This is a genomic window from Streptomyces sp. NBC_01750 (assembly GCF_035918095.1).
Taxonomy (GTDB): Bacteria; Actinomycetota; Actinomycetes; order Streptomycetales; family Streptomycetaceae; genus Streptomyces.
Genome location: NZ_CP109137.1, coordinates 6,410,993 through 6,437,216, shown reverse-complemented (window position 1 = coordinate 6,437,216; position 26,224 = coordinate 6,410,993). Strand labels below are relative to the sequence as shown.

General features: G+C 69.3%; 23 protein-coding genes. 10 read left to right on the top strand and 13 right to left on the bottom strand.

Annotated features, from left to right (window positions below; translation table 11 throughout):
* Nucleotides 1-43: 43 nt before the first annotated feature.
* Together OG966_RS29410 and OG966_RS29405 are read right to left on the bottom strand one after the other, a co-directional pair.
* Nucleotides 44-1,606, bottom strand: a complete 1,563-nt coding sequence (locus OG966_RS29410) for a PucR family transcriptional regulator (RefSeq protein ID WP_326652942.1) — start codon at nt 1,604-1,606, stop codon at nt 44-46.
* Nucleotides 1,607-1,720: 114 nt separating this feature from the next.
* Entirely contained in the window at nt 1,721-3,844 is a 2,124-nt protein-coding gene (locus OG966_RS29405; protein ID WP_326652941.1) for an ATP-binding protein, read from the bottom strand.
* A 259-nt stretch (nt 3,845-4,103) separates the two neighbouring features.
* Between OG966_RS29405 and gabT the strand changes: the two genes are divergently transcribed.
* On the top strand, nt 4,104-5,438 hold the full coding sequence (gene gabT, locus OG966_RS29400; protein ID WP_326652939.1) for a 4-aminobutyrate--2-oxoglutarate transaminase: 1,335 nt from the start codon (nt 4,104-4,106) through the stop codon (nt 5,436-5,438).
* A 375-nt stretch (nt 5,439-5,813) separates the two neighbouring features.
* Complete coding sequence (locus OG966_RS29395) at nt 5,814-6,359, top strand: phosphatase PAP2 family protein (RefSeq protein WP_326652937.1); 546 nt, start codon at nt 5,814-5,816, stop codon at nt 6,357-6,359.
* On the opposite strand, the gene OG966_RS29390 is transcribed toward OG966_RS29395, so the two are convergent.
* From OG966_RS29390 to OG966_RS29360, 7 genes are all read right to left on the bottom strand, one after another.
* Entirely contained in the window at nt 6,310-8,094 is a 1,785-nt protein-coding gene (locus OG966_RS29390; RefSeq protein ID WP_326655417.1) for a chitinase, read from the bottom strand. The two genes, OG966_RS29395 and OG966_RS29390, sit on opposite strands and share 50 nt — an antisense overlap.
* A 259-nt stretch (nt 8,095-8,353) precedes the next feature.
* Nucleotides 8,354-9,766 (bottom strand): NAD(P)/FAD-dependent oxidoreductase, encoded by a 1,413-nt coding sequence (locus OG966_RS29385; protein WP_326652936.1) that lies wholly within the window; start codon nt 9,764-9,766, stop codon nt 8,354-8,356.
* A gap of 20 nt (nt 9,767-9,786) precedes the next feature.
* Nucleotides 9,787-10,584, bottom strand: coding sequence for an ABC transporter permease (locus tag OG966_RS29380; RefSeq protein WP_326652935.1), 798 nt, complete (start codon nt 10,582-10,584; stop codon nt 9,787-9,789).
* Nucleotides 10,584-11,510 (bottom strand): ABC transporter permease, encoded by a 927-nt coding sequence (locus OG966_RS29375; protein ID WP_326652934.1) that lies wholly within the window; start codon nt 11,508-11,510, stop codon nt 10,584-10,586. The genes OG966_RS29380 and OG966_RS29375 overlap by 1 nt, the downstream gene beginning before the upstream one ends.
* Nucleotides 11,507-12,658: an ABC transporter ATP-binding protein gene (locus tag OG966_RS29370; protein ID WP_326652933.1), complete on the bottom strand. Its 1,152-nt coding sequence runs from the start codon at nt 12,656-12,658 to the stop codon at nt 11,507-11,509. The genes OG966_RS29375 and OG966_RS29370 overlap by 4 nt, the downstream gene beginning before the upstream one ends.
* Before the next feature lie 38 nt (nt 12,659-12,696).
* Entirely contained in the window at nt 12,697-13,944 is a 1,248-nt protein-coding gene (locus OG966_RS29365; protein ID WP_326652932.1) for an ABC transporter substrate-binding protein, read from the bottom strand.
* A gap of 71 nt (nt 13,945-14,015) precedes the next feature.
* A complete protein-coding gene (locus OG966_RS29360) occupies nt 14,016-15,530 on the bottom strand; it encodes a gamma-aminobutyraldehyde dehydrogenase (RefSeq protein WP_326652931.1) in 1,515 nt (504 codons plus the stop codon).
* Between the two features lie 177 nt (nt 15,531-15,707).
* On the opposite strand from OG966_RS29360, the gene OG966_RS29355 reads away from it, so the two are divergent.
* Nucleotides 15,708-16,271, top strand: a complete 564-nt coding sequence (locus OG966_RS29355) for an NADAR family protein (RefSeq protein ID WP_326652930.1) — start codon at nt 15,708-15,710, stop codon at nt 16,269-16,271.
* On the opposite strand, the gene OG966_RS29350 is transcribed toward OG966_RS29355, so the two are convergent.
* Nucleotides 16,261-16,989 carry a DUF4190 domain-containing protein gene (locus OG966_RS29350; RefSeq protein ID WP_326652929.1) on the bottom strand — a complete coding sequence of 243 codons (729 nt, stop codon included), beginning with the start codon at nt 16,987-16,989 and terminating at the stop codon, nt 16,261-16,263. The genes OG966_RS29355 and OG966_RS29350 overlap by 11 nt on opposite strands.
* 110 nt (nt 16,990-17,099) lie before the next feature.
* Here OG966_RS29350 and OG966_RS29345 point away from each other — a divergent pair, with 110 nt between their 5' ends.
* Genes OG966_RS29345 through OG966_RS29335 form a run of 3 tightly spaced genes read left to right on the top strand, consistent with a single transcriptional unit; the run spans nt 17,100 to nt 19,695 of the window.
* Nucleotides 17,100-18,125 carry an adenosine deaminase gene (locus OG966_RS29345; RefSeq protein WP_326652928.1) on the top strand — a complete coding sequence of 342 codons (1,026 nt, stop codon included), beginning with the start codon at nt 17,100-17,102 and terminating at the stop codon, nt 18,123-18,125.
* Between the two features lie 20 nt (nt 18,126-18,145).
* Nucleotides 18,146-18,859 (top strand): glycerophosphodiester phosphodiesterase, encoded by a 714-nt coding sequence (locus OG966_RS29340; protein WP_326652927.1) that lies wholly within the window; start codon nt 18,146-18,148, stop codon nt 18,857-18,859.
* Between the two features lie 47 nt (nt 18,860-18,906).
* Complete coding sequence (locus OG966_RS29335; RefSeq protein ID WP_326652926.1) at nt 18,907-19,695, top strand: SAM-dependent methyltransferase; 789 nt, start codon at nt 18,907-18,909, stop codon at nt 19,693-19,695.
* Between the two features lie 95 nt (nt 19,696-19,790).
* Here the strand turns inward: OG966_RS29335 and OG966_RS29330 are convergent, their stop codons facing one another.
* Nucleotides 19,791-20,321 carry an HXXEE domain-containing protein gene (locus tag OG966_RS29330; protein WP_326652925.1) on the bottom strand — a complete coding sequence of 177 codons (531 nt, stop codon included), beginning with the start codon at nt 20,319-20,321 and terminating at the stop codon, nt 19,791-19,793.
* Between the two features lie 13 nt (nt 20,322-20,334).
* Nucleotides 20,335-21,489, bottom strand: a complete 1,155-nt coding sequence (locus OG966_RS29325) for a polyamine ABC transporter substrate-binding protein (protein ID WP_326652924.1) — start codon at nt 21,487-21,489, stop codon at nt 20,335-20,337.
* 213 nt (nt 21,490-21,702) lie between these two features.
* Between OG966_RS29325 and OG966_RS29320 the strand changes: the two genes are divergently transcribed.
* Complete coding sequence (locus OG966_RS29320) at nt 21,703-22,065, top strand: DUF1304 domain-containing protein (protein ID WP_326652923.1); 363 nt, start codon at nt 21,703-21,705, stop codon at nt 22,063-22,065.
* Nucleotides 22,062-22,628: a TetR/AcrR family transcriptional regulator gene (locus OG966_RS29315; protein ID WP_326652922.1), complete on the top strand. Its 567-nt coding sequence runs from the start codon at nt 22,062-22,064 to the stop codon at nt 22,626-22,628. Before OG966_RS29320 ends, OG966_RS29315 begins: the two co-directional genes overlap by 4 nt.
* A 102-nt stretch (nt 22,629-22,730) precedes the next feature.
* Here OG966_RS29315 and OG966_RS29310 read toward each other — a convergent pair whose 3' ends face one another.
* Entirely contained in the window at nt 22,731-24,170 is a 1,440-nt protein-coding gene (locus tag OG966_RS29310) for a gamma-aminobutyraldehyde dehydrogenase (RefSeq protein ID WP_326655416.1), read from the bottom strand.
* Between the two features lie 181 nt (nt 24,171-24,351).
* On the opposite strand from OG966_RS29310, the gene OG966_RS29305 reads away from it, so the two are divergent.
* Together OG966_RS29305 and OG966_RS29300 are read left to right on the top strand one after the other, a co-directional pair.
* Nucleotides 24,352-24,843, top strand: coding sequence for an Lrp/AsnC family transcriptional regulator (locus tag OG966_RS29305; protein WP_326652921.1), 492 nt, complete (start codon nt 24,352-24,354; stop codon nt 24,841-24,843).
* Complete coding sequence (locus OG966_RS29300; protein ID WP_326652919.1) at nt 24,828-26,207, top strand: aspartate aminotransferase family protein; 1,380 nt, start codon at nt 24,828-24,830, stop codon at nt 26,205-26,207. The genes OG966_RS29305 and OG966_RS29300 overlap by 16 nt, the downstream gene beginning before the upstream one ends.
* Nucleotides 26,208-26,224: the final 17 nt, after the last annotated feature.

The window sequence follows — 26,224 nt, the reverse complement described above, 5'->3', positions numbered from 1 at the left end:
CCGACTTCGGGCACAGAAACGGAAAATCCCCGGGCTGGCTCCGCTACTCCGACGAGGCGGCCGTTGTCGTCTTCAGCGCCAGCCACAGCTCCATCCGGACGTCCGGATCGTCGAGCGAGCGGCCCAGGATCTCCTCGACCCTGCGCATCCGGTAACGGAGCGTATGGCGGTGTACGCCGAGGTCCGCGGCGGCGGCGTCCCACTGGCCGTGCCGCGAGAGCCAGGCGCGCAGCGAGGCGACGAGGTCTCCGCGGCCGGTCGCATCGTGTTCGTAGAGCGCGCGCAGCATCCCGTCCGCGAAGGCGCGTACGGCATCGTCGGCCAGCAGCGGGAGGATCGAGCCTGCCGCCAGCTCCTCCTGCTCGACCAGGGCGCGGCCGCGCCGCCGGGCGACCGAGAGCGCCTGCTCGGCCTGTTTGTAGGCGCCCGCCGCCGCTATGGGGCCGGTCGGCGCCGAGAGCCCGACGACGACCTCGGCGTCCTCGGCCTCCTTCTCGGCGTATGCGGAGGTGCAGGCTGCGACGACCGCGCCGCCGTCCGCGGCCAGCACCACCAGCCGGTGGTCGACGTCCGGTACGACGAGCAGCGCCTCGCCGGCCCGCGCCGCCGCCGACTCCAACGACTCGGCGAACGCCTGGAGCGGATGCTCGGCCGCGGGGTCGGGCTCTCCGGCAGGTTCGGCGATCAGCAGCCGGAACGGCGCGTCGAGCAGGCCGCCGTACAGATCGCCGGCGACCGCACGGGCGTGATCCTGCTGGCCGGAGAGCAGCATCCGCAGCACGGCCGCGCCGAGCCGCTGTTCCGCCGCCTGGAGCGCGCGTGAGCGCTCCGTGGAGAGGGTCAGCAGGGCGACGGCGGAATGCACGGCATACCGCTCGGCCGTGCCCAGCGGAGCGCCCGTACCGACGGCCAGCGCGCCGCGCACCCGTCGTCCGGTGCCGAGCGACTGCAGCTCCACGCGATCCTCCGTGTCGCCGACGACGGCGCTCGCGGGCGCGGACCGCTCGCGCAGCCGCTTCACGTCGCCGGTGAGCCTGGCGGCCCGGCGCGCGGACCATTCGGGCGCGGCGGCGACCACCGCGCCGGAGGCGTCGTACAGCGCCGCCCAGCCGTCGATGTGCGCGGCGAGACGGGCGACGACCGCGTCGGGGCCCTCGGCGAGTGCGGCGCGCGTCAGCTCCCGCTGCACCTCGAAACCGGCCGTCACCGCCCGGTACTGGTCGGCCGCGATCGCCGCGGAGACCGCCTTGCTGATCGCGAGGAAAGGGGTGCGGCGGGGTACGGCGAGGAGCGGGAACCCCTCCTCCTTCGCCGCCTCGACGAGCGCCTCCGGGATGTCGTCGTAGTACACGCCGACCGCGAAACCGAGTCCGACGACGCCCGCGCCCACCAGCCTGCGCACATAGCGGCGCATCGCCTCACGGTCCTCGGCGTCCAGCGTCATCGCCGTGACGAGCAGCAGCTCGCCGCCCTCCATGTACGGCACGGGGTCGGCGAGCTCACTGACGTGCGCCCAGCGCACGGGCGTCTCGAGCCGGTCCTCCCCGGCACGCACGGTGAGTTTGAGCGCCGAGTGCTGGACGAGCGAGGCGAGCGTGGGCGGCATGGGGACCGTAGGCCCTTCGAGCAGAGGTGCAGAGGCAGAAGCGCGGAGGATTTCGCCGTCCCGTATGAACGTCGTACACCGATTCTGCCAGGAAGTAGCAGTTCTGGGTTCCGGTCAGGTCCGCAGATCCACCAGCAGGGGCGGCGCGTGTTCGCCCCGTACGGTCGTCAGGGAGAGCACCGCGTGCCCGGCGGGCACGGCGTGCGCGAGATCGGACGCCGACCAGCGGGCGCGCTCGACCTCCCGCACCGTGATCGCCTCGGCGGTCGCCGCCTTGCCGGTGACCAGGCGGCGCATCATGTGCAGCGCCTTGGTGAAGGGCTCGTCGGAGATGATCTGCCGGTTGGTGACGTCCCGGGTCTGCACCCATTCCGTGCCCCAGGTCTCGGCGAACCGGCCGCCGTCCCAGGGAGCGAGGCCGGCGAACGCCATCCGGCAGCCCACCGCGCCGAGCAGCGGGCCGCGGAGCGTCTCCGGCACGTCCTCCAGGGTGCGCAGCGTCAGCACCACCCCGGCGTTGGCGGAGCGCAGCCGCTGGAGCGAGCGCACCGAGTCGGCGGTCACGGTGTACGTCGCGTCGTCCAGCACCAGACAGGCGAACAGCGACCGGTCCGAGCGGCTGAGCGCGGCCTCGGTGAACTGGGCGAGGACCAGGCGCGCGACGATCCGTGAGGCCTCGGCGTGGCCGCGCTCGGGCAGGTCGACACGGACCCGCAGCGGGTGCTCGATGGCGCGCAGCGAGAACTGCCGGCCGCCGCCGTCCGTACGGAAGAAGTGCGCGAAGGCGGGCCGGTCCAGGAAGGCGATCCGCTCGGCCAGCAGTACGCCGATGTCGTCGGCGCGGGCCGACTGCCGCTCGCGGGCGTCCAGTTCACGCAGCTGGGCGGCGGCACCGGGGTCGGTCGCGGCCTCCAGGGCGGTGCGCAGCGCGCCGACGGCGGCGGGTGCGCCGCCGAGCAGTTCGCGCAGCTCAGGTACGGCGGGGAAGTGGCCGTGGACGCACTGGTACGGGCCGATGAGCTGGGCCAGCGCGGTGGCGGCGCGCCTGCTGTCGCCACCGGGGAGGGTGGCGGCGAGATCGCCGACGAGCGCCTCGGCGAGCATCCTTGCCGCCTCGTCCGGCTCGTCGGCGCCGCCGTAGAGGTCGAGGTCGTGAGTGGAGTCGGGGCGGCCGACGGCGATGACGAGGTCGAAGGAATCGTCCGGGGCGACACCGGTGCCGTGGGCCGTGACCGCGACGACGGCGGCGCGGTTGGCCAGCGCGAGAAGGCACATCGACTCGACGACGGGTCGCACCAGGCGCACGCTCTTGCCGGATCCGGACGGCCCGACGGCGAGCAGTGAGGTGCCGAGCAGAGCGGGCTCCAGAGCGACGCCGGTGGTGCGGCGCGCGTACGGGTTGCGGTCGTCGTCGACGGCGGTGCCGATCTTGACCTGCGCGGTGGCCAGATCGTGGGTGGCGGTGCGGAGCGGCAGGTCGCGTACGCCTGAGGGGTGGGCGCAGGCGGCCGCGCCGTGTTCGCGCACCGCGTCGGTGAAAGCGGCGAGCCGTTCGGGCCTGGCGTGCACGCCCTGCCAGGCGCGCCGGATTCTGGCGTAGTCGACATCGCCCAGCGCACCGGCGCGGGTGGCTTCGGCGAGGCTCTTGGCCGCATCGGCGAGGCCCGCGGAGCGCAGGTCGGGCCAGTCGGCCGGGTCGGCCTCGGGCCTGGGTGGCGGGGGGGTGACGGGCTTGTCGGCGCGGCGCACGTACCGGTTCCAGATCTCCGGTACATGGCCGATCCTGGCGAAGAAAACCAGCAGGCCGCCGCCGACGATCGCGTAGTAGACGTAGCTGGCGGTGGCCCAGGTGGGCGGGTCGGAGCGCCAGGAGTCCGGGGTCATGACGAGGAGGGGCCAGATCCAGTAGCGGCCGAGGTAGCCGTTCCACAGGAGCGACCACAGCAGCCAGCCGCTGAGCAGCGCGATGACGGCGCCGGCGAAGAGACGGCGGGCGGGCACGAGCTCGGGCTCCTCGTCGGGGCGAGCGCGGTGGCCGAGGCGCCAGATGCCGGGGTCGGCGGCCGGGCGGGTGGTGCGCAGCCAGTCGACGACGGCGGGGCGGGTGGTGGGAGCGTGACCGGGCAGCGCGGGGATCCCGGGCGCCGCGGCGGGCGGCACGGACGGTGGCGGCCCGGCGGGACGTGGCACCGGACCGGACCGTGCGCCACGTGCGTCGAAAGTGCCATCGGAATCCATGAACTGCTGCCCCCTGACCAGCCAGGCCCGCTCTGTGCACCGGCCAATCTAGTGCCCTGCACAAGGGAGTTCACCGATCCGGGTGGTGTCGCGGTGGCGGGACCCGGCGGGTACGGGTGATCGAGCCCGGGGTGTCCTTGTCCGTACGGGACAACCGCTCGTCGTCAACACTCCCGAACGGAGCATGCCCGGCCCCCTTCCTCGCACCTAGCCTGCGGAGAAAGAGAAGTTGCGTCCGGAACACCCCCAGGAGCCCCTCATGACCGCAATCCCGCAGGAGCGCCGCGTCGTCACCGCCATCCCCGGCCCGAAGTCGATCGAGCTGCAGGCCCGCCGCGCCGCCGCGGTCGCCGGTGGTGTGGGGTCCGTGCTGCCCGTCTTCACCGCCCGCGCCGGCGGCGGTGTCATCGAGGACGTGGACGGGAACCGCCTCATCGACTTCGGTTCCGGCATCGCCGTGACCTCCGTCGGCGCCTCCGCCGAAGCCGTCGTACGCCGCGCCTCCGCGCAGCTCGCCGACTTCACCCACACCTGTTTCATGGTCACGCCCTACGAGGGTTACGTCGCGGTCGCCGAGGCTCTGGCCGAGCTGACGCCGGGTGACCACGCGAAGAAGTCGGCGCTGTTCAACTCGGGCGCCGAGGCCGTCGAGAACGCCGTCAAGATCGCGCGTGCCTACACCAAGCGCCAGGCGGTCGTGGTGTTCGACCACGGCTACCACGGCCGCACCAACCTCACGATGGCGCTGACCTCCAAGAACATGCCGTACAAGCAGGGCTTCGGTCCCTTCGCGCCCGAGGTGTACCGCGTCCCCGTCGCGTACGGCTACCGCTGGCCCACCGGTGCGGAGAACGCCGGTGCCGAGGCGTCCGCGCAGGCCATCGACATGATCAACAAGCAGATCGGCGCGGAGAACGTCGCCGCGATCATCATCGAGCCGGTCCTCGGTGAGGGTGGCTTCATCGAGCCGGCCAAGGGCTTCCTGCCCGCCATCTCGCAGTTCGCCAAGGACAACGGGATCGTGTTCGTGGCGGACGAGATCCAGTCCGGCTTCTGCCGGACCGGCCAGTGGTTCGCCTGTGAGGACGAGGGCATCGTCCCGGACCTGATCACCACCGCCAAGGGCATCGCGGGCGGTCTGCCGCTCGCCGCCGTGACGGGCCGCGCCGAGATCATGGACGCCCCGCACGCGGGCGGCCTCGGCGGGACGTACGGCGGTAACCCGGTGGCCTGCGCCGGTGCGCTCGGTGCCATCGAGACGATGAAGGAGCTCGACCTCAACGGCAAGGCCAAGCGCATCGAGGAGGTCATGAAGGTCCGCCTCACCGCGATGGCCGAGAAGTACGACATCATCGGCGACATCCGCGGCCGCGGCGCGATGATCGCGATCGAGCTGGTCAAGGACCGCGCCTCCAAGGAGCCGAACCCGGCCGTGACCGCGGCGCTCGCCAAGGCCTGCCACGCCGAGGGTCTGCTGGTGCTCACCTGCGGTACGTACGGCAATGTGCTGCGCTTCCTGCCGCCGCTGGTGATCGGCGAGGACCTGCTCAACGAGGGTCTGGACATCATCGAGCAGGCCTTCGCGGGCGTCTGACCGAGGGAACGGTCGGGGCCTTGTGAAGACTCTGTGGGGGGCCGATGGCGGGATGGGGATCCGCCTGTCGGTCCCCCGGCCCCTGCCGTACGGTTTTTGCAGATGAGAGAAACACCCCGCTCGCAGGGGACTGCGGGCGACTTCAGGGCGGAGCCTCCCCAGCCTCGCCCTGGTCGTGCCATCGCGCACACCACTGGAGCTTCCGGCTCCGGAACTCCTCACCGATCGGGTGGCCGCCCGTCCCAGACCCCCCGGGGCGCGCGGCAAACCGGTCCAGTCGGCCGCCTCGGAACCACCCCCCCTGTTCCGAGGCGGCCGACTTCTCCTTTTGCGGCCCCGCCGGTTCTGCTGGCGTTGTGTGCCGTTCTCTTCGCCGTGATCACCTGGCAGGTGGCTGCCGATGGTCCGCTGCGGTCCCTCGATGAGCGGGTGGAACTGCGGATCGTCGGCCATGTGCCCGGCGCTCTGACCGATCCGCTCGCCGACCTGGGCGAGGTGGGGGTCGCGCTCCCTGTTCTGGCCGCCGCCGTCGCGTACGCCCTGTGGCGCGGCCGGCGCCTGGCGGTGCTGTACACCGTCCTTGCCATGGTCATGGTCCCCGTGCTCGTCTCGCCGCTGAAGGCGGTGATCGACCGTCGGGGTCCGCTCACCGAGGCGGGCGGCTTCTACCCGTCCGGCCATACGGCGACCGCAATGGTGGCCTACTGCGGCGCCGCGCTGCTCCTCACCCCGTATCTGAAGCGCCGATGGGCGATGCCCGCCGCCCTGGTGCTCACACTGGCGACGGGCATCGGACTTGTCCTGCGCGGCTACCACTGGCCGCTGGACGTCGTCGGCAGCTGGTGCCTCTGCGGGATGCTGCTGCTCCCGTTCAGCCTCCGAAATACGCGTCGAAGTTCTTCGAGAACTCCCACTGGTTGAAGCGGTCCCAGTTGATCGACCAGGTCATCAGGCCGCGCAGCGCCGGCCAGGTGCCGTGGGTCTGGTACGAGCCGCAGTTGGTCTTCTTGGTGAGGCAGTCCAGCGCCTTGTTCACCTCGGCGGGCGCGGTGTGGCCGTTGCCCGCCTGGGTGGAGGCGGGCAGGCCGATGGCCACCTGGTCCGGGCGCAGGGCGGGGAAGACCCTGGTGGCGTTGCCGGCGACCGGGAAGCCGGTCAGCAGCATGTCGGTCATGGCGATGTGGAAGTCCGCGCCGCCCATGGAGTGGTACTGGTTGTCCAGGCCCATGATCGAGCCCGAGTTGTAGTCCTGGACATGCAGCAGGGTGAGGTCGTCGCGCAGAGCGTGGATGACCGGGAGGTACGCGCCGGCGCGCGGGTCTTGGCCGCCCCAGGGGCCCGAGCCGTAGTACTGGTAGCCGAGCTGCACGAAGAATGTCTCCGGGGCCATCGTGAGGACGAACTTCGAGCCGTACTTGGCCTTCAGGGTCTTGACCGCCGAGATCAGATTGACGATCACGGGCGAGGTCGGCGAGCGGAAGTCCGTGTCGCCGGTGTTCAGGGAGAGGGAGTGGCCCTCGAAGTCGATGTCCAGGCCGTCGAGCCCGTACTCGTCGATGATCTTCGAGACGGAGGAGACGAAGGTGTCACGGGCGGCCGTGGTGGAGAGCTGTACCTGGCCGTTCTGGCCGCCGATCGAGATCAGGACCTTCTTGCCCGCGGCCTGCTTGGCCTTGACGGCCGCCTTGAAGTCGGCGGCGGACTCGACGTTCGGGCACTCGGCGGCCGGGCAGAGGCTGAAGCGGATATCGCCCGAGGTGACCGAAGTCGGCTCGCCGAACGCCAGGTTGATGACATCCCAGGAGTCGGGCACATCGGCCATGCGGGTATAGCCGGAGCCGTTGGCGAAGCTGGCGTGCAGATAGCCGACAAGGGCATGGGCGGGGAGTTCGCCGCCACTGCCGCCGCCACCCGCCGTGGTGGTCGCGGTGACCGCCGACGACTTCGCGGACTCGCCGGCCTCGTTGGCCGCGGAGACCTGGAAGGTGTACGCGGTGGAGGGGGCGAGACCGGTGACGGTGGCCGAGGTCCCGCTGACATCAAGGACCTTGGCGCCGTCGCGGTAGACGTTGTACGAGGTGGCCCGCGAGGATGCGGACCAGGTCAGCGGCACGGAGGTGGAGCCGGGGGCGCCGGCGGACAGGCCGGTGGGGTCGGCCGGTATCTGTACCGGGTCGCCGCCCGGACCGAGCAGCGAGAGATCGTCGGCGTAGTAGGCGGCGGTGCCGTACCAGCCGTGGGTGTAGATCGTGACCGAGGTGGTCGACCCGCCCGTCCGGAACGTGGTCGTCAGCCGCTGCCAGCCGGGCGCCGAGGAGGTCCAGGTGGAGACGTCGGTGGTGCCGGTGCCGGATGCGCCGAGGTAGACGTAACTGCCCTGGACCCAGCCGCTGAGCGTGTAGTCGGAGTTCGGCTTGACGGTGACCGTCTGGCTGCACTTGGCGTTGTCATTGCCCGCGGGGGTGGCCTTGAGCGCGGAACTTCCGCTGTGGGCCGGTGAGTTGACGACCACACCGCTGCCCGCCGTACAGCTCCAGCCGGTGAGGCCGGTCTCGAAGCCGCCGTTGCGGGCGAGTTCGGCATCGGCCGCTCCGGCGGAGGTTGCCGTGGCGACGAGTCCGCCGAGGACGAGGACGGCCGCCGAAAGGGCAGCCATGAGTCTGGTGCGGTCCACAACTGCCTCCGGGCATGGGGGAAATAGAGGGGGAGCGCGCCACAATTTGGTCCAGACCAATGCAGTTGTCAAGACCTCTGGCGACGCTCCGGCCCCTCACCCACCGCCCTCACACGCGATCCCGGTGGCCGTTACGCGCGACCCCGGCCCGCGACCCCGGCCCGTGGCGCACAGCGCATCGCGCATGGCCAATTCGGCTCCGGAGGCGAAGGCGAAGGATCGCCCGCCGCTCGTCCCGGGCCTAGCTGTCGAAGCCGAGGCCGAGCTTGTCCATCACCCGAAGCCACATATTGCGGCGGCCCCCATTGGCATCCGCCCTGGCCAGCGCCCATTTGGTGAGTCCGATACCGGCCCAGGCGACGGGCTCGGGCGGGAACGGCAGCGGCTTGCTGCGCACCATCTGCAGCTGGGTGCGCTCGGTCCGCTCGCCGGAGAGGAGGTCGAGCATGACATCCCCGCCGAAGCGGGTGGCGCCGACGCCGAGTCCCGTGTACCCGGCGGCATAGGCGACTTTGCCCCCGTGCGCCGTGCCGAAGAATGCGGAGAAACGTGAGCAGGTGTCGATCGCGCCGCCCCAGGCATGGCTGAAGCGCAGCCCCTCCAGTTGCGGGAAGCAGCGGAAGAAGTGTTCGGCGAGCTTGAGATAGGTCTCCGGCCGGTGGTCCATCTCGGCGCTGACCCTGCCGCCGTACGGATAGATCGCGTCGTAGCCGCCCCACAGGATGCGGTGGTCGGCGGTGATCCGGAAGTAGTGGAACTGGTTCGCGCTGTCGCCGAGTCCCTGCCGCCGCTTCCAGCCGATCGCGTCGAGCTGTTCCGCGCTGAGCGGTTCGGTCATCAACGCGTAGTCGTAGACCGGGACGGTGTACGGGCGCACCCGCTTGACCAGCGACGGGAAGACGTTCGTGCCGAGGGCGACACGGCGGGCGAAGACCCGGCCGTACGGGGTGCGGACCGCCATGCCGGCGCCGGACGCGGTGAGGTCCAGGCCGCGGGTGTTCTCGTAGACACGCACGCCGAGGTCCATGCAGGCCTGCTTCAGGCCCCAGGCGAGCTTCGCGGGGTGCAGCATGGCGACGCCGCGCCGGTCCCAGAGCCCGCCGAGGAAGGTCGGGGAGTTCACCTCGGCGCGCAGCGCGCCCTGGTCGAGGAGTTCGAGGCCGGTGAAGCCCAGCCCGGCCGCCTGCTCGTACATCTCGTGGAGCTCTTCGAGCTGGTGCGGCTCGGTCGCGACGTCGATCTCGCCGGTGCGCTCGAAGTCGCAGTCGATGCCGTAGTCGGCAACCGCGGCCTCGATGGCGTCGAGATTGCGGTTGCCGAGCTCCTCGAGCCTGGCCAGTTCACCGGGCCAGCGGGCGAGTCCGTTGCCGAGGCCGTGGGTGAGGGAAGCGGCGCAGAAGCCGCCGTTGCGGCCCGAGGCGGCCCAGCCCACCTCGCGCCCTTCGATCAGTACGACATCCCGCCCGGGGTCGCGCTCCTTGGCCAGCAGCGCGGTCCACAGTCCGCTGTAGCCGCCGCCGACGACGAGGAGGTCGCAGCGCTCGTCGCCGGTGAGGGCGGGCAGTGCTCCCGGCTTTGCGGGGTGGTCCAGCCAGAACGGGACGGGCTGGGCGTCGGAGAGTGATGAGGCAAAGGTCATGGCAGCTGGGGCCATGGTTTCCACTCCTTCAGGGGCTACTTGGGCAGTGCGCTGTTCTTCCGCCGGCCGCTGATGAACTGGCCGGTGACCACGATCAGTACGGCGATGACGAACATGGCCGTGCCGATGACGTTGATCTGGACCGGGGTACCGCGCTGGGCCGAGCCCCACACGAACATGGGGAAGGTCACGGTGTTGCCCGAGTTGAAGTTGGTGATGATGAAGTCGTCGAACGAGAGAGCGAACGCGAGCATCGCACCGGCGGCGATACCGGGAGCGGCGATCGGCAGCGTGACGCGTACGAATGTCTGCACAGGTCCGGCGTAGAGGTCGCGGGCCGCCTCTTCGAGCCGTGGGTCCATCGACAGCACACGCGCCTTGACCGCCACCACCACAAAACTCAGGCAGAACATGGTGTGCGCAATGAGGATGGTCCAGAAGCCCAGCTCCGCGCCCAGGTTGAGGAAGAGCGTGAGCAGTGAGGCGGCCATGACCACCTCGGGCATCGCCATCGGAAGGAAGATCAGTGAGTTGATCGCGCCACGCGCCCTGAAGCGGTAGCGGACCAGCGCGAAGGCGATCATCGAGCCGAGGACGGTGGAGCCGATCGTCGCCCAGAGGGCGATCTGGAGGGAGAGCGAGAGCGAGCCGCACATGTCGGCGACGCCGCACGGGTCCTTCCAGGCGTCGGTGGAGAACTCCTGCCAGGCGTAGTTGAACCGGCCGGCCGGCTTGTTGAACGAGAACACCATCACGACGATGTTCGGAAGGATCATGTACGCGAGCGTGAGCAGTCCCGCGATGACCACGAGGTGGTGTCGTATCCAGCGCATCAGACGAGATCCTCCGTCCCGGCCCGGCGGATGTAGACGGTGACCATGATCAGCACGACCGCCATGAGAATGAAGGACAGCGCGGCCGCGGTCGGATAGTCGAGCACCCTCAGGAACTGCGACTGGATGACGTTGCCGACCATCTTGGTGTCCGTGGAGCCGAGCAGTTCGGCGTTGACGTAGTCGCCGCTGGCCGGGATGAAGGTCAGCAGCGTTCCGGAGACGACGCCCGGCATGGACAGCGGGAAGGTCACCTTGCGGAAGGTGGTGGACCCCTTCGCGTACAGGTCCCCGGCCGCCTCGTGGAGACGCGGGTCGATCCGCTCCAGCGAGGTGTACAGCGGGAGGATCATGAACGGCAGGAAGTTGTAGGTGAGACCGCAGACCACCGCGAGCGGGGTGGCGAGCAGCCGGTTCCCCTCGGTCATTCCGAGCCAGCTGGTGACGTCGAGGAAGCCGACGCTGTCCAGGACGTTCACCACCGGTCCGCCGTCCGCGAGGATCGTCTTCCAGGCGAGCGTACGGATCAGGAAACTGGTGAAGAACGGCGCGATGACCAGGACCAGCAGCAGATTGCGCCAGCGGCCCGCCTTGAACGCGATCAGATACGCGAGCGGGTAGCCGAGCAGCAGACACAGGATCGTGGCCGTGCCGGCGTACAGCACCGAGCGCAGGAACTGCGGGTAGTACTCGGTGAGCGCGTCCCAGTAGGTCTGGAAGTGCCAGGTGACCTTGAAGCCCTCTTCCAGCGAGCCCGTCTGTACGGAGGTCGAGGCCTGGTAGACCATCGGCAGCGCGAAGAAGACGACCAGCCACAGAATGCCGGGCAGCAGCAGCCAGTAGGGGATCAGCTTCCGGCGCGCGGGCTGTTTGTGGACGACCGGCTCGGAGGCGGGCGCGGCGGGCGGTGCCTCGGTGACGGTCATGGCGTCTCCTCCACCGTCTCCACACCGGCGTCGATGTCCTGGGCCGCGTCGAGACCGAAGGTGTGCTCGGGGTTCCAGTGCAGGACGACCTCGGCACCGGGGACCAGACGCGGGTCCCGCTCGATGTTCTGTACGTACACCTCGAGCTCCGGACAGACCGGGCTGTCGATGACGAACTGCGTGGAAACGCCGATGAAGCTCGAGTCGGCGATCTTCCCGGTGAACCGGTTGCGGCCGTCGGCTATCGTGCCCGTGTCGTCCGCGTGCGCCAGCGAGATCTTCTCCGGGCGCACGCCGACCAGCAGCTTTCCGCCGGTCCGGGGCTGGGTGGCACAGCGTTCGGAGGGCAGCCGCAGCTTGGCGCCCACGGCCGTGACGACGACTTCGCCGCCGCTGTTCTGGGCGACCTCGGCCTCGATGAGGTTGGAGGTGCCCAGGAAGTTGGCGACAAAGGTGGTCTGCGGGTTCTCGTAGAGCTCGGCAGGTGCGCCGAGCTGTTCGACCCGTCCGCCGTTCATCACCGCGACGGTGTCGGCCATGGTCATGGCCTCTTCCTGGTCGTGGGTGACATGGACGAACGTGATGCCGACCTCGGTCTGGATGCGCTTGAGCTCCAGCTGCATCTGGCGGCGCAGCTTGAGGTCGAGGGCGCCGAGCGGCTCGTCGAGGAGCAGCACCTGCGGGTGGTTGATGAGCGCGCGGGCGACGGCAACGCGCTGTTGCTGGCCACCGGAGAGCTGGTGCGGCTTGCGCTTGGCGAAGTCGCCCAGCTCAACGAGGTCGAGCATGTCGCCGACCTGCTTCTTCACCGACTTGACGCCGCGGCGGCGCAGCCCGAAGGCGACGTTCTCGTAGATGTCGAGGTGCGGGAAGAGCGCGTACGACTGGAAGACGGTGTTGACCGGGCGCTTGTACGGCGGCAGGTCGGTGACGTCCTTGCCGCCGAGGAAGACGCTCCCGGTGCTCGGGTCCTCCAGTCCGGCGATCATCCGCAGGGTGGTGGTCTTCCCGCAGCCGGAGGCGCCGAGCAGGGCGAAGAAGGAGCCCTGCGGGACGGTCAGGTCCAGCGGGTGGACGGCCGTGAAGGAGCCATAGGTCTTGCTGATCCCGGAGAGGCGGACGTCGCCGCCTTCTGTCTTTTCAGTCATGGGTCGCGGTCCCGGTGTGTCGAAGGGAACAGGGGAGGTCAGGCGCCGATGAGCTTGGCGAACTTCTCTTCGTACGCCGTCTCTTCCTTGGAGGAGAGCGAACGGAAGGAGTGGGACTTGGCCGCCATGGCCGCGTCCGGGATGATCAGCGGATTCTTGGCCAGCTCCGGGTCGATCTTCGCGAGCTCCGGGCCGACACCGGCGACCGGGGTCACATAGTTGATGTACGCGGCGAGCTGGGCCGCGACAGGCAGTTCGTAGTAGTAGTCGATCAGCCGGGTGGCGTTCTTCTGGTGCCGGGCATGCGCCGGGACCAGCAGATTGTCGGTGGCCGTCATATAGCCGGCGGCCGGAATCGCGAACTTGATGTCCGGGTTGTCGACCTGGAGCTGGATCAGGTCACCGGCCCAGGCGACACAGGCGGCGATGTCGCCCTTGTCGAGGTCCGAGGTGTAGTCGTTACCGGTGAAGCGGCGGATCTGCTTCTTGTCGACGCCCTTCTGGAGCCGGTTGATGGCGGCGTCGTAGTCGGCGTCGTTGACCTTGGCGGGGTCCTTGCCCATGTCGAGCAGGGTGAGGCCGACCGTGTCCCGCATCTCGGTGAGGAAGCTGACCCGGCCCTTGAGGGTGGGGTCGTCCAGCAGCTGGGTGACGGAGTCGACCTTGCGGCCGCCGGTCGCCTTGACGTTGTAGGCGATGACAGCCGGAATTCCGGTCCAGGGGTAGGAGTAGGCGCGCCCCGGGTCCCAGTCCGGGCTGCGGAACTGGGGCGAGAGGTTGGCGTACGCGTGCGGGAGGAGCGACGCGTCGAGCTTCTGCACCCAGCCGAGCCGGATCATCCGGGCGGCAAGCCAGTCGGTCACATTGATCAGGTCGCGGCCGGTGTCCTGCCCCGCGGCGAGCTGGGGCTGGATCTTGCCGAAGAACTCGACGTTGTCGTTGATGTCCTCGGTGTACTTGACCTTGATCCCGGTGCGCTTGGTGAACTGCGCCAGGGTGGGACGGCTCTTCTCGTCCTCGCTGATGTCGATGTACTCGGTCCAGTTGGAGAAGTTGATCAGCTTCTCCTGGTCCGAGTGGTCGTCCGAGGTTGCGGCTCCGGGCTCCCGCTTGGCGGGCGGGATTCCACAGCCGCTCAATATGCCGGCGCCGCCGACCGCAAGCGCGCCGACGCCCGACGCGCGCAACAGCGAGCGACGGGAGAGTGCGCCTCGCCCGTTCGCCAGGCTGCGCCGCATGGCGGCCAGTTGGGCCGCGGAGAGGCGGTCGGGCTCGTTGTGCTCCATGCGCTGTGCCCTTTCGGGATGGTGGCCGCTCGTCGGACGGCCGTGCGGCGGTGCCGCAAACGGATGGTGAGCTATCGGTCCCCGAAGATCGTGCGGTGCCAGTCCTTCCTGACCACCGCCGTGTTGTCGTACATCACATGCTTGACCTGCGTGTACTCCTCGAAGGAATACGCCGACATGTCCTTTCCGAAGCCGGAGGCCTTGTAGCCGCCGTGCGGCATCTCGCTGATGATCGGGATGTGGTCGTTGACCCAGACGCAGCCCGCCTTGATCTCGCGGGTGGCGCGGTTCGCGCGGAAGACGTCGCGGCTCCAGGCGGAGGCGGCGAGGCCGTAGGGGGTGTCGTTGGCCAGCGCGATGCCTTCGTCGTCGGAGTCGAAGGGCAGCACGACCAGGACCGGGCCGAAGATCTCGGACTGGACGATCTCGCTGTCCTGGGCGGCGCCCGCGACGAGCGTGGGGCGGTAGTACGCGCCGCTCTTCAGTTCGCCCTGGGGCGCTTCGCCGCCGGTGACGACGGTGGCGTACGAGCGCGCCCGGTCGACGAAGCCGGCGACCCGGTCGCGCTGGAGGTGCGAGACGAGCGGGCCGAGGTCGGTCGACGGGTCGAAGGGGTCGCCGAGGCGGACGGTCGCCATCAGATCGGCGACTCCGGCGACGAAGGCGTCGTACAGGGGCCGCTGGACGTAGGCGCGGGTGGCGGCCGTGCAGTCCTGGCCGGAGTTGATGAGCGAGCCGGCGACCGCTCCGTTGACCGCGGCCTCGAGGTCGGCGTCGTCGAATACGACGAAGGGAGCCTTGCCGCCCAGTTCGAGGTGGAGGCGCTTGACGGTGGCGGTGGCGATCTCGGCGACCCGCCTGCCGACCGGGGTGGAGCCGGTGAAGGAGGTCATGACGACGTCCGGGTGGCCCACCAGATGTTCGCCCGCTTCCCGTCCCGCGCCGTTGACGACATTGACGACGCCGTCGGGAATCCCGGCCTCCTTCGCCGCCTCGGCGAACATCAGGGAGGTGAGCGGGGTGATCTCGGCGGGCTTCAGCACAATGGTGTTGCCCGCCGCGATGGCCGGCAGGACCTTCCAGGCGGCCATCTGGAGCGGGTAGTTCCAGGGCGCGATGGAGCCGACGACGCCGATCGCTTCGCGGCGTACGTACGAGGTGTGGTCACCGCTGTACTCGCCCGCGGACTGCCCTTGGAGATGGCGGGCGGCGCCGGCGAAGAAGGCGGTGTTGTCGATGGTGCCTGGCACGTCGAACTCGGTGCTGAGCCTGATGGGCTTGCCGCACTGCAGCGACTCGGCGTGCGCGAAATCGTCCGCCTGGCCGGCGAGCACGGACGCGAAGCGGTGCAGGGCGTCGGAGCGCTCGCCCGGGGTGGCGCCGGCCCAGGCGGGGAAGGCCGCTCCGGCGGCGGCCACGGCCGCGTCGACATCGGCGGCCCCTGCCAGCTCGTAGCTGTGGACCGGCTCTCCGGTCGCCGGGTTCACGATGTCCTGCGTATGTCCTGAGGTGCCGGGCCGCAGCCGCCCGCCGATGAACTGTGCGCCGTCCGCGTAGCGGTCCTGCACCTGGAAGCGGTCGTCCATAAAACTCACTCCGTCGTTCCAGCTTCAGTTGACTGCCGATCCTGGCAGAGGGCGACCTACCCAACAAGGGATTCCGTTGTTGCCTTTTGGTTACGCGACGGAATCGGTCGACCATGTGTCGCGTCGACCCTCATATCCCCGTACGGAGTGTCAGTGGTGGCTGCCAGACTCGCGTGCATGGGGACGGATGAGCTGATCAAGCAGATCAGCGACGGGAACAGAATCAAGTATCTGCAGTTCTGGGGGCATGCGCCGCGCCGCGACGGAAGCGTCGGCGCGAGCTGCCTCAGCCAGTGGTGGCCGTCACTCTTCGTGGTCGAAGGCGTTCGGTACGCCACCGCCGAGCACTGGATGATGGCGTCCAAGGCACGGCTCTTCGGCGACGCGGACGCGGAGCAGCGGGCGCTGGAGGCGCGCACGCCTGCGGAGGCGAAGAAGGCCGGACGGCTGGTGCGCGGTTTCGACGACGCGATATGGGAGCGCGAGCGGTTCGCCATTGTGCGCTCGGGCAGTGTGCACAAGTTCGGTCAGGACGCCGAGCTGCGCGACTTTCTGCTGGCCACAGGCGACCGGGTACTCGTCGAGGCCAGCCCGGTTGACCAGGTCTGGGGCATCGGGCTGGCCGCGGACGACGAGCGGGCGCAGGATCCGGCGCGCTGGCGCGGGCTCAATCTGCTGGGGTTCGCGCTGATGGAGGCGCGCGAGGAGTTGCGGGCGGGCGCGGCCGCGGCTAGCGCCTGACGCCGTCGATCGCCGGCAGTGCGTTGTCGGTCACCAGGGAGTTGGAGTAGTCGTCGTAGACGTCTTCATTCTCCCGGTCGTTCTTGATGGCCTCGGTGAGCCCCCAGGCCAGCAGACCGATGACGATGAGGCCGATGACGATGCCGATGGAGCCGAGGATGATGCCGGCCAGGGCCATGCCGGCGTTGGTGGCTTCGCCGCGTTGGGCCCGCTTCCTGCCGAGGATGCCGAAGATCAGGGCGAGCACGCCCAGCACCACCCCGACCACGCCGTAGAGGCAGAACAGACAGACGGAGAGGATGCCGAGCACCATCGCGGTGATGCCCATGCCGTTCGCCGGGCCGCTCTGCCAGGCGTTCTGGCCGTAGGCCTGGTATCCGGGATAGCCGGGGTAGCCGCCGTACGGATCACCGACACCCGCGGTGGGCTGCGGGATGCTCGGGGCGGCGGGGTAGCCGTAGGGGCCGGCGGCAGGCTGGGCCGGTCCGCCCGGTGCTATCGGGGGCGGCGGCACGGCGCCGGCCTCGGCAGCGGGTGTGACGCCGGGCATCGAGGTGACCGTCGGCTGGTTGTGCAGCGGCGGCGCCGACGGATTCGCGGTGGCGGCGGGCTTTTCCAGCGGTACCGGGTTCTGTGCCGGGCTGCTCTGCGGCGGAGCCCACGGGTCGCGGTCGCGCGGCTCGGGCGCACCGGGCGGCTGGGCCTGGTTGTCAGACATGTTCTCCCCCATCGTGATTCGCCGTCATGCTACGGCCTTCGCACAGTCCTCGAACGGGCGGCCTACGATGATCCCTGACCCGAGCGGCCCATTGCACACGGAGGACCCCGATGACCGATCTGCACCCCTTCATCGCGGGGCTTCCCAAGGCGGAACTGCACGTTCACCATGTCGGCTCGGCCTCACCGCGCATCGTCGCCGAGCTGGCGGCCCGCCACCCGGACTCCCAAGTCCCCACCGATCCCGAGGCACTCGCCGACTACTTCACCTTCACCGACTTCGCGCACTTCATCGAGGTCTATCTCTCGGTGGTGGATCTGATCCGCACCCCTGAGGACGTACGGCTGCTCACCTTCGAGGTCGCCCGGGACATGGCCCGGCAGAACATCCGTTACGCCGAGCTGACCATCACGCCGTTCAGTTCGACCCGTCGCGGCATCGACGAGAAGGCCTTCATGGTGGCGATCGAGGACGCCCGCAAGGCTGCCGAGGCCGAGCTCGGTGTCGTACTGCGCTGGTGTTTCGACATTCCCGGCGAGGCCGGACTCGAGGCCGCGGAGGAGACGGCCCGCCTCGCGGTGGATCTGCGCCCCGAGGGCCTGGTCTCCTTCGGTCTGGGCGGCCCCGAGATCGGCGTGGAACGGCCGCAGTTCAAGCCGTACTTCGACCGGGCCATCGCCGCCGGCCTGCACTCCGTGCCGCACGCCGGTGAGACGACCGGCCCGCAGACCATCTGGGACGCGCTGAACGAGCTGGGCGCCGAGCGCATCGGCCACGGCACCAGCGCCACGCAGGATCCGGCGCTGCTGGCGTACCTCGCCGAGCACCGGATTCCGCTGGAGGTCTGCCCCACCTCGAACATCGCCACCCGCGCCGTCGCCGACCTCGACCAGCACCCGATCAAGGAGATGGTCGCGGCCGGTGTGCTGGTGACGATCAACAGCGACGACCCGCCGATGTTCGGCTGTGACCTCAACAGCGAATACGGGGTCGCCGCACGGCTGCTGGAGCTGGACGAGCGCGGCCTCGCCGGCCTCGCCAAGAACGCCGTGGAGGCGTCCTTCCTCGACGAAGCCGGCAAGGCCCGGATCCTCGCGGAGATCGACTCGTACACCGCCGCCTGGCTCGCCCGCTGACCGGCACCGACAATGGCCCCATGCGCGCTGTCAGTGTGGTGGGCCATCGCGGTGATCCCTACCGCGTCCGTGAGAACACCCTGCCCTCGCTCCGCTCGGCCATCGGGCGGGGCGCGGACGCGGTGGAGATCGATGCACGTCTCACCCGTGACGGCGTGCCCGTGCTGCTGCACGACGACTCGCTGAATCGCCTGTGGGGGCGCGACCGGCAACTTGCGGATCTCACGGCGAAGGAACTGCGCGAGCTGACCGACGGCGGAGTACCGACCCTGCGCGAGGCGCTGCTCGCGGTCGGCGACGACCACCGCGTGATGATCGACCTGCCCGGGGCCTCGGAGGAGTCGGTACGGACGGTGGTCTCCACCGTCCACGAATGCGAGGCGGACGAGCGGGTGTACTACTGCGCGGGCCCCACCACCATGCTCGCGGTCCGCGCCGCAGATCCGTCGGCCGAGATCGCGATGACCTGGACGACGCTGGCCCCGCCGCGCCCGGCGCTGCTCGACACCGTGAGACCGCGCTGGCTCAACTACCGTTTCGGCCTGATCGGCGAGGAGTTGACGGACCGTCTCCACCGGGACGGGATGCTGGTCTCCGCCTGGACGGCCGACACCCGCCGCACGATGCGCCGCCTCGTCCGGTACGGCGTGGACTCGATCACCACCAATCGCGTGGACGCGCTGCACCGCGTACTCTCCCCACGGCTCAACTCACCCGCCGGTAAAGGACCTTGATCCGTCCGGCATGATGGACCCCCCCGCAGCCGGCCGAGGAGCGACACGTGACCGACAGGATCCGCACCGACGTAGCGCACAATGCCAGAGTCTGGAACCACTGGCTGGGCGGCAAGGACAACTACGCGGTCGACCGCGCGGTGGGCGACCAGGTCACCGGGATGTACCCGAGCATCGGCGAGGTGGCACGCGCGGACCGCGCGTTCCTCGGCCGCTCCGTGCGCTACCTGGCCGGCGAGGCGGGCATACGGCAGTTCCTGGACATCGGCACCGGCCTGCCCACGGTCGAGAACACCCATGAGGTGGCGCAGCAGATCGCCCCCGACGCGCGGATCGTCTACGTCGACAACGATCCGATCGTGCTGGCGCACGCGCGCGCTCTGCTCACCAGTTCCCCGGAGGGCGCGACCGAGTACATCGACGCGGACGCCCACCACCCGGACCGGATCCTCCGCGCCGTCGAGCCGATGCTGGATCTGGGACAGCCGGTGGCAGTGATGATGCTGGGCATCCTGAACTTCGTACTGGACACCGGCAAGGCCCGGTCGATCGTGCGGCAGCTGATGGACGCCGTACCGTCCGGCAGCCATCTGGTGCTCACCCATCCGACGCTGGAGCTGGGCGGCGAGGGCAATGCCGCGGCGATGCGGTTCTGGAACGAGAACGCCACGCCGCCGATCACGGCCCGCAGCCGCGCGGAGTTCGCCTCGTTCCTCGACGGTCTGGAGGTCCTTGAGCCGGGCATCGTGTCGTGCGCCCGCTGGCGCCACGATCCGGGGACCGAGGACGAGACGCCTCAGGTGGCGCAGTTCGGCGCGGTGGGCCGCAAGCCGTAGAACCGGAGCATGAAGACGGCCAACCATGGGCGTACGCCGCAAGAGGGCTCTTCGCTCGCCCATATCCGCAGCGCACGCCCGGATTTACGCGCCTTTTACCGGCCCCCGGTGACTCTGCGGGCGATCGCGTGCGAGACGATCGTGGCGCCCGCGGCCAGCGCCAGACCGGCCGCCGCGTCGCGCGCCCGCGCGGGCCGGAGCACACCCGCGCGCCGCAGCCGGCCACGCGCCCAGAGCGTGAACGGCACCACGATCAGCGGCGAGGTCGCCGAGCCCGGGGTGTAGCCGCGTACCGCGGCGGCCTGGGCGAGATGGACAAGGCCGTGCAGCCCGAAACCGTTCAGGGCTCCCTGATAGAAGGCGGACCGGCCATGGGAGCGCCGGCCCGAGACGGCGGCAGAGGCGACAATCGCGCCCATCACCCCGACGGCGACGGCGAATTCGCGCTCGTCGACGGTCTCCATGGCACGCCATATACGCTCGGGAACGCCCGGGAAGCGTTTGCGCAGTACGGGCGCGTTCTCACGTATCCAGCGCGGACCGGCCGCCAGCTCTTCGGCGTCGTGCAGCAGCCAGGCGGCGAACAGACCGTACGTCACCGCGGAGTTCACGTGATCATCGCTCATGATCGCGAGTCTGCTACAGCCCGACGATCGCATTCCACTGCTTCGCGAAGAGCGGGCGCTCCTCGGAAGTAATGTCGCGCGCGATCGCGAGGCGCTTGCGCATCGCGTCGTCCGGAAAGATCAGAGAGTCCTCTGCGAGCGCGGCTGTCTCCTCGTCCTTCGACGAGGCCAGTACGTCGCGGGCGGCCGGCACCGGGCAGACGTAGTTGACCCAGGCCGCGAGCTCCGCGGCGACCTCCGGCTCGTAGTAGTGGTCGACGAGCGCCTCGGCGTTGCGCTTGTGCCGGGCGAGGTTGGGGATCATCAGACTTTCCGCCCACAGCTCCGCGCCCTCCTCCGGCACCACGAACTCGATGTCCGGGTTGTCCGCCTGGAGCTGGATGACATCGCCGGAGTACGCCTGACAGGCCAGTACGTCCCCGGTGGAGAGGTCCTTGATGTAGTCGTTGCCGGTGAAGCGCCTGATGTGTTTCCGCTTCACGAGCTTCTCCACCTGCTCACAGATCTCGTGGAAGTCGTCCGCGCTCCAGCGGGTGATGTCGACGCCGTTGCCCTGCATCAGCAGGGCGAAGGATTCGTCGAGCCCGGAGAGGAGCGTGACCCGGCCACTCAGATCGTCCGTCCACAGATCACTGGTGTGCCTGATCTCGCGGCCGAGCTTCTTGCGGTTGTACGCGATGCCGGTGATCCCCGACTGCCAGGGGACGCTGTGCAGCCTGCCCTGGTCGAAGGCCGGCGAACGCAGCTGCGGATCAAGGTACTTGGCGACATTGGGCTGCTTCTTCCGGTCCATCTCCTGCACCCAGCCGAGCCGTACGAACCGGGCCGCCATCCAGTCGCTGACGACGATCAGGTCGCGGCCGGTCTCCTGGTGGTTCATCAGCGCGGGGCTGACCTTGCCGAAGAACTCGTCGTTGTCGTTGATCTCCTCGGTGTAGCGGACCGAGATCCCGGTGCGCTCGGTGAAGGAGTCCAGGGTGGGCCGCTTGGAGGTGTCCTCGTCGTCGGTGTCGATGTAGAGCGGCCAGTTGGCGAAGTCGACGCTTCCGTCCCGCTGCGAGACATCGCGCCCGGCACGGTCCCCGGGCTGTACGTACGCCGCGGGCACCCCGCAGCCGGTGAGTGCGGCGCCGGCGGCGAGGCCGAGCAGCAGGGACCGCCTTGACATGGGGTTCATCCGGATCGCGGGCACGTTCGCAGGATGCCGGGCGGTGTGCGGCCGCGGCAATGGACGCTGCGTCGATCCGTACGAGCCCTGCCCGACACCCTGTCGATCTTGGACATGTGTCTATACTTACTGGACACCTGTACATAAAACTAGACCCGCGAAGTCACGAAGTCACGAAGTCACGAAGTCACGAAGTCACGGGAAGAGTCGCTCATGAACACAACCGCCCATGTCCTGGTCGGCCTGGTGGCCGCGCTCCACGCATACATCCTGGTTCTGGAGATGTTCCTGTGGCAGCGCAAGCCGGGCCGCGAACTCTCCGGATTCGACGCGGAGATGGCCCGCGCGACCGCCCCGCTCGCCGCGAACCAGGGCCTGTACAACGGCTTCCTCGCCGCCGGCCTGGTCTGGGGCCTGACAGCCGCGGACCCAACGGGATACCGGGTACAGGTCTTCTTCCTGAGCTGCGTGGTCATCGCCGGTGTCTACGGCGGCATCACCGCGAACCGCCGCATCCTGGTGGCGCAGGCACTCCCGGGCGCCCTCGCACTGGCCGCAGTCCTGGTGGCCGGATGAGCGCGGCGACCGGCGATCCGCGGGCGGAGCGCACCCGCGCCAGGCTGCGTGCGGCACTGCTCGAAGAGTGCGCCGAGCGCCCGCTCGAAGAGGTCAGCGTCGCGGCGCTGGTGCGCAGGGCGGGTCTGGGCCGGGCCACGTTCTATCTGCACTACACGGATCTGCAGGCGCTCGCGGTCGACGCGTGCGCGGAGGTCGTACGGGAGGCGGTGGAGGCCCTCCACGCCTGGCGCGGCACTCCGGACCCAGCCGCTCCGCCACCCGCGCTGACGGCTTTCTTCACCGGCCTCACGCCACACGCACCGCTCTACCGGACCCTGCTGCGCGAGGGCGGCAGCGGCCCACTGGGCGATCTGCTCCACCGTGAACTGCGCGAACGCAGCCGCAGAGAAAGGGAGTTGGCCGGCGCACCTGCGCCCGACCTGATCGCCTCCGCGGTGGCGGCCACCTTCGCGGGTGTCCTGGCTGACTGGCTCCACGGCCTGATCGACGCGACTCCCGAGGTCATGACGGCCCAGGTCTGGCGCCTGCTGCTGGCACTGCACCGCACACCGACGGCATAAGAAGGCAGCACGGGACGGCATGAGTACGGGGCGCGGGAAGTGTCCCGCGCCCCGTACTCATTGCGCCGCGGCGCTGGAGCTGCCGCCGCGCAGCAGCAGATGTCAGCCGTCGAGCGACGTCATCACGTGCTTGATGCGCGTGTAGTCGTCGAAGCCGTAGGCCGACAGGTCCTTGCCGTAGCCCGACTTCTTGAAGCCGCCGTGCGGCATCTCCGCGACCAGCGGGATGTGGGTGTTGATCCACACACAGCCGAAGTCCATCGCCTTGGACATCCGCATCGCCCGGGCATGGTCCTTGGTCCACACCGAAGAGGCCAGCGCGAACTCCACGCCGTTCGCCCACTCCAGCGCCTGCGCCTCGTCCGTGAAGGACTGGACGGTGATGACCGGGCCGAAGACCTCGTTCTGGATGATCTCGTCGTCCTGCTTCAGGCCGGAGACGACGGTCGCGGCGTAGAAGTAGCCCTTGTCGCCGACCCGGTGACCGCCCGCCTCGACCTTGGCGTGCGCCGGCAGCCGGTCGATGAAGCCGGACACCTGCGCCAGCTGGTTGGCATTGTTGAGCGGGCCGTACAGCACATCGGTGTCGTCCGCCGCGCCCGTCTTGGTGTCGGCGGCGGCCTTCGCCAGCGCCGACACGAACTCGTCGTGGATCGACTCGTGCACCAGGACACGCGTCGCGGCCGTGCAGTCCTGACCGGCGTTGAAGTAGCCCGCCACCGCGATGTCCTCGACGGCCTTGGGGATGTCGGTGTCCTCGAAGACGACGACCGGCGCCTTGCCGCCCAGCTCCAGGTGAACGCGCTTGACGTCCTTGGCCGCGGACGCGGCGACCTGCATGCCCGCCCGTACGGAACCGGTGATGGAGGCCATCGCCGGGGTCGGGTGCTCGACCATGGCGCGTCCGGTCTCCCGGTCGCCGCAGATGACGTTGAAGACGCCCTTGGGCACGATCGAGCCGATGATCTCGGCGATCAGCACGGTCGACGCGGGCGTCGTGTCGGACGGCTTGATGACGACGGCGTTGCCCGCCGCCAGTGCCGGCGCGAACTTCCAGACGGCCATCATCATCGGGTAGTTCCACGGCGCGACCTGCGCGCAGACGCCGACCGGCTCACGCCGGACGATGGAGGTGAAGCCCTCCATGTACTCGCCGGCCGAGCGACCCTCGAGCATCCGCGCCGCGCCCGCGAAGAAGCGGATCTGGTCCACCATGGGCGGGATCTCTTCGGTACGGGTCAGCTCCAGCGGCTTGCCCGTGTTCTCCGACTCGGCCGCGATCAGGTCCTCGGCCCGCTCCTCGAAGGCATCCGCGATCTTCAGCAGTACCTTCTGGCGCTCGGCCGGGGTGGTGTCGCGCCAGGCGGGGAAGGCGGCCGCGGCAGCGTCCATGGCGGCATCGACATCGGCCTGCCCGGAGAGCGGAGACGTTGCGTACACGTCACCCGTGGCCGGGTTGATGACCTCGATCGTCCGCCCGTCGGCAGCGTCCCGGAACTCCCCGTTGATGTAGTTGCGCAGACGACGCAGCTCGGTGGTCACTGTTGCCACCCCTCCTGTCAGATGTCCGATGGGTGAGACCACCAACCCTAGTCGTTCAGCCGACGCTTTCGACAGACCCGACCCTCCCCAACTTCGGATTCAGTTAGATTCGGACGCTTGAACAACGAATTTCATCGCCGAGGGCTTGCCAGACAGACGGACGCGGTGCCAAAGTGAGCCCGTGGCCAGTCGTAGCGCAGAGTCCAGGAACGGGAACGGATCGTCCCCGACGATCGACGCCGTCTCCCTCGCGATCATCGAGCAACTCCAGGAGGACGGGCGCCGCCCGTATGCCGCTATAGGGAAGGCCGTCGGCCTCTCCGAAGCGGCCGTGCGTCAGCGCGTCCAGAAGCTGCTCGACCAGGGCGTGATGCAGATCGTCGCCGTCACCGACCCGCTCACCGTGGGTCTGCGACGGCAGGCGATGGTCGGCATCACGGTCGAGGGCGACGTCGACCCGATCGCGGACGCGCTGACCGCCATGGCCGAATGCGAGTACGTGGTCATGACCGCGGGCTCCTTCGACCTGATGGTGGAGATCGTCTGCGAGGACGACGACCACCTGCTCGAAGTGATCAACAAGCGGATCCGCGCGCTCCCCGGCGTGCGCTCCACCGAGAGCTTCGTCTATCTCAAGCTGAAGAAGCAGACCTATATGTGGGGAACCCGATAGCCGTGAGCAAGGACCTCTCCAAGACCGCCTACGACCACTTGTGGATGCACTTCACCCGCATGTCGTCGTACGAGAACGCACCCGTGCCCACCATCGTGCGTGGCGAGGGCACCTACATCTACGACGACAAGGGCAAGCGCTACCTCGACGGCCTCTCCGGTCTCTTCGTGGTCAACGCCGGCCACGGCCGGCACGAGCTCGCCGAGGCCGCGTACAAGCAGGCTCAAGAGCTCGCCTTCTTCCCCGTGTGGTCGTACGCCCATCCCAAGGCGGTCGAGCTGGCCGAGCGGCTGGCACAGCACGCCCCCGGCGACCTCAACAAGGTCTTCTTCACCACCGGTGGCGGCGAGGCGGTCGAGACCGCCTGGAAGCTCGCCAAGCAGTACTTCAAGCTGCAGGGCAAGCACACCAAGTACAAGGTCATCTCGCGCGCGGTCGCCTACCACGGCACCCCGCAGGGCGCCCTCTCCATCACCGGCCTGCCGGCCCTCAAGGCCCCCTTCGAGCCGCTGGTTCCCGGCGCGCGCAAGGTGCCGAACACCAACATCTACCGTGCGCCGATCCACGGCGACGACCCCGAGGCCTTCGGCCGCTGGGCCGCCGACCAGATCGAGCAGCAGATTCTGTTCGAGGGCCCCGAGACCGTCGCGGCGGTCTTCCTCGAGCCGGTCCAGAACGCCGGCGGCTGCTTCCCGCCGCCGCCCGGGTACTTCCAGCGCGTCCGCGAGATCTGCGACGAGTACGACGTGCTGCTCGTGTCGGACGAGGTCATCTGCGCCTTCGGCCGTCTCGGCACGATGTTCGCCTGCGACAAGTTCGGCTACGTACCGGACATGATCACCTGCGCCAAGGGCATGACCTCGGGCTACTCCCCGATCGGCGCGTGCATCATCTCCGACCGCCTCGCCGAGCCTTTCTACAAGGGCGACAACACCTTCCTGCACGGCTACACCTTCGGCGGCCACCCGGTCTCCGCGGCGGTGGGCCTGGCGAACCTCGACATCTTCGAGAAGGAAGGCCTCAACCAGCACGTCCTCGACAACGAGGGCGCGTTCCTCTCCACGCTGCAGAAGCTGCACGACCTGCCGATCGTCGGCGACGTCCGCGGCAACGGCTTCTTCTACGGAATCGAGCTGGTGAAGGACAAGGTCACCAAGGAGACCTTCACCGACGAGGAGACCGAGCGGGTGCTCTACGGCTTCCTCTCGAAGGCGCTCTACGACAACGGCCTGTACTGCCGCGCCGACGACCGTGGCGACCCGGTCGTCCAGCTGGCGCCGCCGCTGATCTCCAACCAGCAGACGTTCGACGAGATCGAGGGCATTCTGCGCAGCGTCCTCACGGAGGCCTGGACGAAGCTCTAGCCTCACCGGCCCCCTCA